The sequence below is a fragment of the Blautia intestinihominis genome (assembly GCF_040096655.1).
Lineage (GTDB): Bacteria > Bacillota > Clostridia > Lachnospirales > Lachnospiraceae > Blautia_A > Blautia_A intestinihominis.
The window spans coordinates 1-7,482 of sequence record NZ_JBBMEI010000111.1; the positions used below are offsets into that span (position 1 = coordinate 1).

Annotated in this window: 4 protein-coding genes; all 4 read left to right on the forward strand. The window is 44.0% G+C overall.

What is annotated here, in order from left to right:
* Positions 1 to 707 (forward strand): Ig-like domain-containing protein (locus WMO75_RS18120; RefSeq protein ID WP_349078675.1); only part of this gene is annotated, 707 nt, incomplete at its 5' end.
* Between the two features lie 148 nt (positions 708 to 855).
* Positions 856 to 1,662 (forward strand): DUF4866 domain-containing protein, encoded by an 807-nt coding sequence (locus WMO75_RS18125; protein WP_298090727.1) that lies wholly within the window; start codon positions 856 to 858, stop codon positions 1,660 to 1,662.
* A gap of 5 nt (positions 1,663 to 1,667) precedes the next feature.
* Positions 1,668 to 2,996: a threonine/serine exporter family protein gene (locus WMO75_RS18130; protein ID WP_298090725.1), complete on the forward strand. Its 1,329-nt coding sequence runs from the start codon at positions 1,668 to 1,670 to the stop codon at positions 2,994 to 2,996.
* Positions 2,997 to 3,345: 349 nt separating this feature from the next.
* The coding region (locus tag WMO75_RS18135; RefSeq protein ID WP_349078677.1) for a carboxypeptidase regulatory-like domain-containing protein at positions 3,346 to 7,482 on the forward strand (4,137 nt) is incomplete at its 3' end.

The following is a 7,482-nucleotide window of genomic DNA, read 5'->3' on the forward strand; positions in this document are numbered from 1 at the left end:
TAGTGACAAAGAAAGCAACTTATACAGCAACAGGCGTGAAGACTTATACCTGTACGGTCTGCGGTACAAAGAAAACAGAAACGATTCCGAAACTGAAACACACACCGAAATATGTTTGGAAGACTGTTTCAAAAGCAACGGTATTCCAGCCGGAGAAACAGACCGGATACTGTGTATACTGCAAACACACACAGACCAGATACCATGGAAGCAAGCTCAAAGCAACGATCAAACTGAATGTATCTTCCATCACCCTGCAGAGAAAACAGGCAACAAAGAGAGTCAGAGTAAGCATGGCAAACGGAGACTCCATCAGATCCTGGGTTTCCACTAACACAAAGATCGTGACCGTAGACAGAAACGGCCTGATCAGAGCGCAGAACCGTAACGGAAGTGCGAAGATCATCGTAACCTTAAAGAGTGGAAAGAGAGCTACTCTGAATGTCAAAGTTCAGTCCGGCAAAGTCACCACTACAAAGATCAGTGGTCTGAAATCTTCCATGACTCTCAAAAAAGGCCAGAAGACAACACTGAAACCAGTGATCAGCCCGCTGACCTCCACAGACAAAGTAACTTACGCAACATCAAATAAAAACATTGCAACAGTTTCTTCCGCTGGCATTATCGTAGCCAAAAAGAAAGGAACCGCAAAGATCACAGTGAGATCCGGAAAGAAATCTTATGTGATCAAAGTAACTGTTAAATAAACCAGTATATATAACGTCATTCAGACCGGAGCCATCTGCAGGCTCTGGTCTGTTTTTATCTGCCCAGAAGGTTATATTAAATATAGAAGAGATGAAATTTACATTTGATTTCTGCGGTTCTATAATAATGCTCGAAAGGGGCGGTATTATGAGTACCATATTTCCAAGAGAAGAAAAAGCAGAGCAGATTTTTGACAGAATTCTTACAAACCCAAATGCCTGCGAGCGGTTAAAAAACACCTTCTTTGAGGCGATACCATCCGCAGAAGAAAGCGAAGGTGCCGGGACAGACATTCCGGGAACGGTTTTTGCGGCGGCTTTGTTCAATGCCTATGAGAATAAGGATCTTTCCGCTTTTCTCATGGCAGTCTGTAACAACAGCGTTTTTGACCTTCTGAGGAATTCTTTTCTGATTCCGATACGGTTCAATGACAAAGGTGTGGAGAATCCGGTTCTTCTCACAGATGATAAAGGAAATCTTCTGAATGAATTCAAAAATCATCTTTACGAGAAAAAATACAAAATGTTCCACAAACTTTATGAAGAGCAGGATGAAATACCGGATTATCAGATGTATATGGCAGATGGATTCCGGGAAAATCACAGTTATACAGACAGTGGTGAAATCGTAACCGAAAAGATTTCAAAACACACAGGAATTCTCCTGATGTTCCGTTTTCCGGAGTCCGTAAAGCTGGACATCAACGAGGACAGAATCTATGCAGTTGTGTGGGATTTCCTGATGCGTCTTCAGGAGGAACTGCCGCGTGCTCTGATGTACTATGGAGTCAGAGATGAGGAAGGCAGAGAAAAAAATACAGCCACGTTGGGAATTTTTCTCCCGTTTCATCATTTTGAGACAAAAATGGAAAAAAATATCGAGATTGCAAACGGTATCGGATTGGGATGCCGGGAACACATTCTGGCTGAAATAAACAGACAGGCGGGGAAGTGAAAACGATGCAGCAGATCATCAGAAAAAATCATATGGATATCGCCTGGCATGAATACACAGATGAAAACGGGGCAGATGTTCCGGTAACAGAGGCGAGTCTTACAGAAAAAGCATCCATCATCGGCCGTGTGGGAATCATGCTTCTGTCATGCGGAACCGGCGCATGGAGAGTCAGAAGCTCCATGAATACGCTGGCAGAAACCATGGGGATCACCTGTACGGCAGATATCGGCCTGATGTCGATCGAGTACACCTGTTTTGACGGCGAAAACGGCTTTACACAGTCACTGTGTCTTACCAATACCGGAGTAAACACTTCCAAGCTGAACCGGCTGGAGCATTTTATCCGGGAATTTGAAATCGAGGGAAAAGACATGTCTGGAGAGAAACTGCATTCTCTTCTGGATGATATCGAAAGAATACACGGACTGTATTCACCGGTCGTACTTGGATTTGCGGCGGCACTTGCATGCTGTGGATTTACGTTCCTGCTGGGTGGCGGTCCGATTGAGATGTTCTGCGCTTTTGCAGGAGCCGGGATCGGGAATTTCCTGAGATGCAAACTGACAAAGCATCATTTTACTCTGTTTCTCTGCATCGTTTCTTCTGTCTCTATGGCCTGTCTGGTCTATGCCGGATTTCTGAAGATCGGTGAGATATTGTTCAGTATTTCCATTCAGCATGAGGCGGGATACATTTGTGCCATGCTGTTTATTATTCCGGGATTTCCGTTTATCACAAGCGGAATTGACCTTGCCAAGCTGGATATGCGCTCTGGAACCGAGAGACTGATGTATGCGCTGATCATTATTCTGGTTGCAGCAATGTCCGCATGGATCATGGCACTGCTTCTGCATCTGAAGCCGGTTGATTTTATTAAATTCTCCCTGCCGGCAGAGATGTGGATCTTATGCAGGCTTGTAACCAGTTTCTGTGGAGTGTTCGGTTTCTCGATCATGTTCAACAGTCCGGTCCGGCTGGCAGCATCAGCAGGAGTGATCGGAGCGGCTGCCAATACGCTCCGTCTGGAACTTGCAGATCTGGCAGGAATGCCGCCTGCCGCTGCCGCATTCATCGGTGCGCTGACAGCCGGCCTTCTGGCATCCATGATAAAAAACAAAGTGGGTTATCCGCGAATCTCCCTGACGGTTCCCTCGATTGTTATCATGGTACCGGGGCTGTATCTCTACAGAGGCTTTTATAATCTTGGGATAATGTCACTTGCCACAGCCGCTTCCTGGTTCGCCGCCGCGATTCTGATCATAGCGGCTCTCCCCCTGGGACTCATCTTCGCAAGGATCCTGACCGACAGAACCTTTCGATATTGTACCTGATTCGCCAAAACTCCCCCGGTCAGATACAGAAAAACGTAATAAATAAAACGAAAATGCATGAAAGTATCGTCCCTTTTTTCGAAAAAAGCAAGAATTAATATAGAAAAAATTGACGCTTTCAGACAGAAATGCTATAATAGGCTCAACGACATAACCAGGCGTGGTCTGACCGGAGACGGTCAGTTTGTGGAAATCCGGTGCGATTCCGGAACTGTTTTTGCTGTGTGAGATATTGACGCGGAGATATTTTAAGTCGGCATTACCAGCGCGTTGTATAGGACAGAGACTCATCTATATTATGAGACTCTGTTTTTTGTTGCCAAAAATAATTCACAAAAGGAGGAGCAAAGTGAAGAAAAAAGAACTTTTAAAGAGATTGTCGGCCATCTCCATGGCAGCGATGATGACAGTAACAGCGGTACCGGCGAATACCTTTGCTGCCGATATCGAATTCTCTGATGGAGAAGCAGAAACAGCAGAAGCACAGGAGGACAGTGCAGATATTTCTGTTGAAGAGGATACTGGCAGTGCAGAAGCGCAGACAGAGGACTTCCAGGCAGAAGAACCTTCTGGGGAAGCAGTAACTGTTAATGAGGAGAATGCGGACTTCTCAGCAGATGCGGAGGATGCTTTATTCAGCGATGGCGCAGAGGCAGTGGGAGATGCCGTTGATGATGCGAAAGTTGCAGCAGATGAGTATCTTAAAAACAATTATGTAGATAATAATAAGATTATCACAAGTGGTGGCGCCGGTGTTGTTAAAAGCCAGGATGGTCTTTCTTATTCAGTGGGACTTAAAATACCGACTAGTGGTAGTAAAATTAGTAGCCTGCGTTTTAAAACAGAGAGCTCTTCTTCAAATTACAGAGTGGGATGGTATATTAACAGTGACTGTCCATGGGTGAATATCGGAACAAAAAAACCTGCCAATCTTGGAAGTCTGAGTATTAACCGGCCAACAGCAGAGCAGGGAGCACAGAGCTTCCAAGCAACGCTGCGACTGTTTTCCGCTGATACATCGACCGATGTGATCAACGATGAAGCACAGGCCGCTTCAGCCGCTCTTGCAACCCAGGAATTTACCATTATCATAGAAGCAGCAGAACCGAACTATACTATGCGTATAAATGTAGTCGATGAGGAAGGTAATCTGATTCCGGATGCAATCGTAACACTGGAGAAAAACTGGAATGCAGTTGCTCCGAAAGCTGACGGCTCCTATGACATGGAAAAGGGTGCAGGATACAGCCTGACTGTCAAGAAAGACGGATACAACGACTACACAGAAAGCTATTTTACCTTCAATCCAACAGAGGTAAATACAGTAAAAACCGTTACACTGAAGAAAATCGTTACAAGAAACATCAGATTCAATGTGACCGACAAATCCGGCAATCCGGTCAATGGTGCTACAGTGAAAGTCAAAAAAGGATATTGGGATACGGTAAATCCGGAATCAGACGGAAGCTACAATCTCATAGATGGAACTTCCTACAACTATACCGTAGAAGCACCAAATTACAAAACTGCAAGCAGCTCCTTCACACCGTCCGGGGACCAGACCATTGATATTCAGCTGGAAAAAAATATTACAGATTATAATGTAAAATTCAATCCGGTAGACAATGACGGCAAAGCCATCGAGAATGCATCCATCAAGGTAACCTATGAAGAGGAAGATCCGTGGGATGAGGACGAAACAGAAACAATTGAGCTGAAAGCAAACGAAGATGGAAGCTACACCATGAAAAAAGGTGTGACCTACACCTATACTGTCAAAGCTTCGGACTACAAAGATGTAACAGCTACTTATACACCATCCGGTGATGACGAGAATGTATCCATTGATGTCAAAATGGTATCAAGCATTGACCCGGCAGATGTAGAAACCGTAAATGCCATCAAAGAGAAGTTTGACAAAGAAGTGGGAACACTCCGTCCGGATTTTGCATCCTGCAAGAATATCTGTGATCTTGTTAAGACCAAAATCGAGGCACTTGGCATGGATACAACAGGTGTGACGGTTTCTGTCAAATCCAGTGATGACCCAGACACCGTTGCAACAGATGGAACTATTCATTACTATGCACAGGCACCGAATTCATTTACAGCAGTCAATTCCAAAAATATAAACCTTGTTTTTGTATTCGAGAAGAATGGTGCAAAGGCAGAAACAGCTGAGAGCAGAGCAACCATCGGCTGGGATCGTGACTACTTTAATACACAGATGACAGCAGATCAGGAGAATCTTACCTGGGACAAGATCAAAGGTTCCAATACAGATGCGGCAGAAGTAACTTCAAATCTGACACTTCCACAGTGCATGAGCAGCAGTGTAAACACTGCATGGTCCAAGATTACATGGACATCCTCTGATGAAAGCGTAATCAGCTTCAAAGACACCGGCTGGGGTTCTCTGATTGATGCAAAAGAAGGTGTGGTTACTCCGCAGCAGGAAGATAAAGAAGTGACCCTGACAGCTACCTTTAATGCAAATGACAGACTGTTGAACGGATATGTAGAAAAAGTATCTGATTTTGCAACTTTGACAAAAGAGTTCAAAGTAACCGTCAAAGGTACCGGCATAACCAAACCTACCGAAGAAGAACTTCGGGCAATTCTTGACCAATATTATACAGCAGATAAGATTACAGACTCTAATACACAAGGAGCAGTTGATCTGGCAAACTGTACCTCAGATCTTCAGCTTCCGAGATACACGAGGATCACAGATGCGAATGGTGAAAATGTATTTAATAACAGAGAAATCACAGTAACTTCAGATAATGCGGCCATTACAATTTATGGTTACAGAGCTGCTGTAGATCGTTTTGCCTCTAATGATGATATTAACGCAAATCTGATCGTGACCTTTACCCGTGATGGAGTAACTGCGACCAAGAAGATTCCGGTTACAGTCAAAGCAATCACAGAGGCAGAAGTTCAGGATCAGTTAAATCTGATGGAACTGGCAAAGGCTCATTATTTTGACGGAATCAATGACGGACAGTATGCAGACAAAGATTCCATCACAGGAAATCTTCATCCATTCCAGGAAATGATTCTTGGAGAAGACGGAAATCCGAAATGGATCTATAATTTTGATGACAAGACCGGCAAGGGTATTATTCCGGACGATCAGTTTACAGATCCATGGGAAATGGAAGGTGCAGGATACAACAAATTCAAATCTTCCAATAATGCAGTAGTAGGACATGAGAACCTTGTTGTAACAAGAAGAGAAACCGACACACAGATTACGATTTCTTCTGTACTCAGCAGTGAACTTTACAGAGAAGCTGCTGCAAAACATCCGGATAATGCAGTCCTGCAGAAACTTTACAAACAGCCGGTTTCTGTAACCGTTACCATCAAAGGTACCAAATCCGCAGCAGAAGGTCTTCAGAAACTGATCAGTGAGGCACAGACACTTCTGGATGGAATGACAGAGGGAACAGAAGCAGGTCAATATCCGGAAGGAACAAAGGCCACACTTAAGGAAGCTATTGACACAGCAACAGCAGTTCTGAACAAAGAAAATGTAACAGAAGAGGAACTGAGTGATGCTACACAGGCACTTCAGAAAGCTGTTGATACAGCAAAAGATGCACAGAATACAGCCGTTGCCGAGGTTAAGATCAGAGTCAATATGGCAAACCAGCCAGCAAGCCTTCGGGATCTTACTGTCACAGCAAAAGACGCAGCTGCTTATGGATACGAAAAACCAGAAGCAATGAAGAATCAGGTAACTGTAGTAGATGCGTTATACACACTGCACAAAGCAATGTATGGAGAAGCATTTGATGCAGATCCGTCCAGATATCTCAACGTGGGAACAAACGGATGGATCAATACCGTTTTTGAAGATACAACAGGAAATGTCGGCTATTATGTAAATAACGAATATCCGGTAGATGAAACAGGTATGGGAACTGTCGCAAATACAACCGTACTGCATTCAGGTGATGAATTCAGCATTTATCTGCTTGCAGACACAACAAGCTGGAGCGACGAGTTCATGTACTTTAAGGATGTTCCGACCGAAATCTGTGCCGGAAAAGAATTCCAGGCAGTACTCTATGGAAGAAATATGATGTCAGCAGGTGCGTCTGCAGAAGCAGGCTGTACTGTGGAACTGAAAAATCTTGATACAAATGAGACAGCAGAATTTGTAACAGACGCAGATGGTGTAGCTTCCATTAAAGCAGACAAAGCCGGAAACTACCAGCTCACAGTAACAAAAACACCATACACATATTTTGTTGCTCCACTTGCCCAGTTTGAAGCAAAAGAACATGTCTTCGATGAAGGAAAAGTAACAAAAGAGCCAACCTGCGCAGAAGCAGGAGAAAAGACTTACACCTGTACAGTCTGCGGAACAACAAAGACAGAAGAGATCGCAAAGACAAATAAACATACCTATGACAAAGGTGTAGTGACAAAGAAAGCAACTTATACAGCAACAGGCGTGAAGACTTATACCTGT